This window comes from Phaeocystidibacter marisrubri (assembly GCF_008933165.1).
GTDB lineage: Bacteria > Bacteroidota > Bacteroidia > Flavobacteriales > Schleiferiaceae > Phaeocystidibacter > Phaeocystidibacter marisrubri.
This window is the reverse complement of the sequence record NZ_WBVQ01000013.1, coordinates 1-751: the sequence shown is the minus strand read 5'-3', so window position 1 is coordinate 751 and position 751 is coordinate 1. Positions and strand designations below refer to the sequence as shown.

At 46.7% G+C, this 751-nt stretch carries 1 protein-coding gene; it reads left to right on the top strand.

The features are described 5' to 3' along the window. Positions 1–751, top strand: a 751-nt coding sequence (locus F8C82_RS14830; protein ID WP_170266291.1) for a hypothetical protein, incomplete at both ends; no start/stop codon positions are given.

The window sequence follows — 751 nt, the reverse complement described above, 5'->3', positions numbered from 1 at the left end:
TCTTCGCTATGAAATTATCGATCCTAGAGAAGGCGTGAACGGAACCGTGGTTCCTTACAACACAACTACTGGAGCCATTCCATTCTCTAAGTTTGCACCCTTCTCTACAGACCCTGCAAACCCATACACTCTCAATCCGCAAACGGGTAATATCAGCTTCCTACCTACAGTAGGGGGTGAGGTTTCCGTAATTGCGATGCGTGTCGATGAGTACCGTTTTGACTCTACCTACTTCTTCTGGGAAAAAGTAGGAAGCTCTAACCGGGAGATTCAGGTGGTAATTGGCTCCCCTCAGTTCTGTCAGCAAACAGCCGCTCAAGGGGTGAAACTCGATCCAAATGCTCCGGGTGTGAGTCTCGATGCAAGAGGCAGACAACAAAAAGACTACAACTGTTACGACTCTACCGTTACCCTGCGTTTTACTCTACCTGTGGAATGTGTATCGGTTTCGCCAGATGGAACCGACTTCCGTCTGACCGCTCCTAATGGTCAGCCTATTCCAGTTAAAGGAATTCAAACGTATTGTAACAACAACAACGAAACCGACAGTATTACGCTCAAGCTGTACAAGCCACTCATCTTTAATGGAGATTACTTCTTGTATTCTAAGTACGGTACCGATGGCAACACCTTGCTCAACAAGTGTGGTAAACCCATGGAAGAATTCGACACCATTATCCTGAAGGTGAACAACTGTCTGAATCCAGTCTATGGAGTGGTAGGAGTCACGGTAGATCAAGACAGGCGTAAC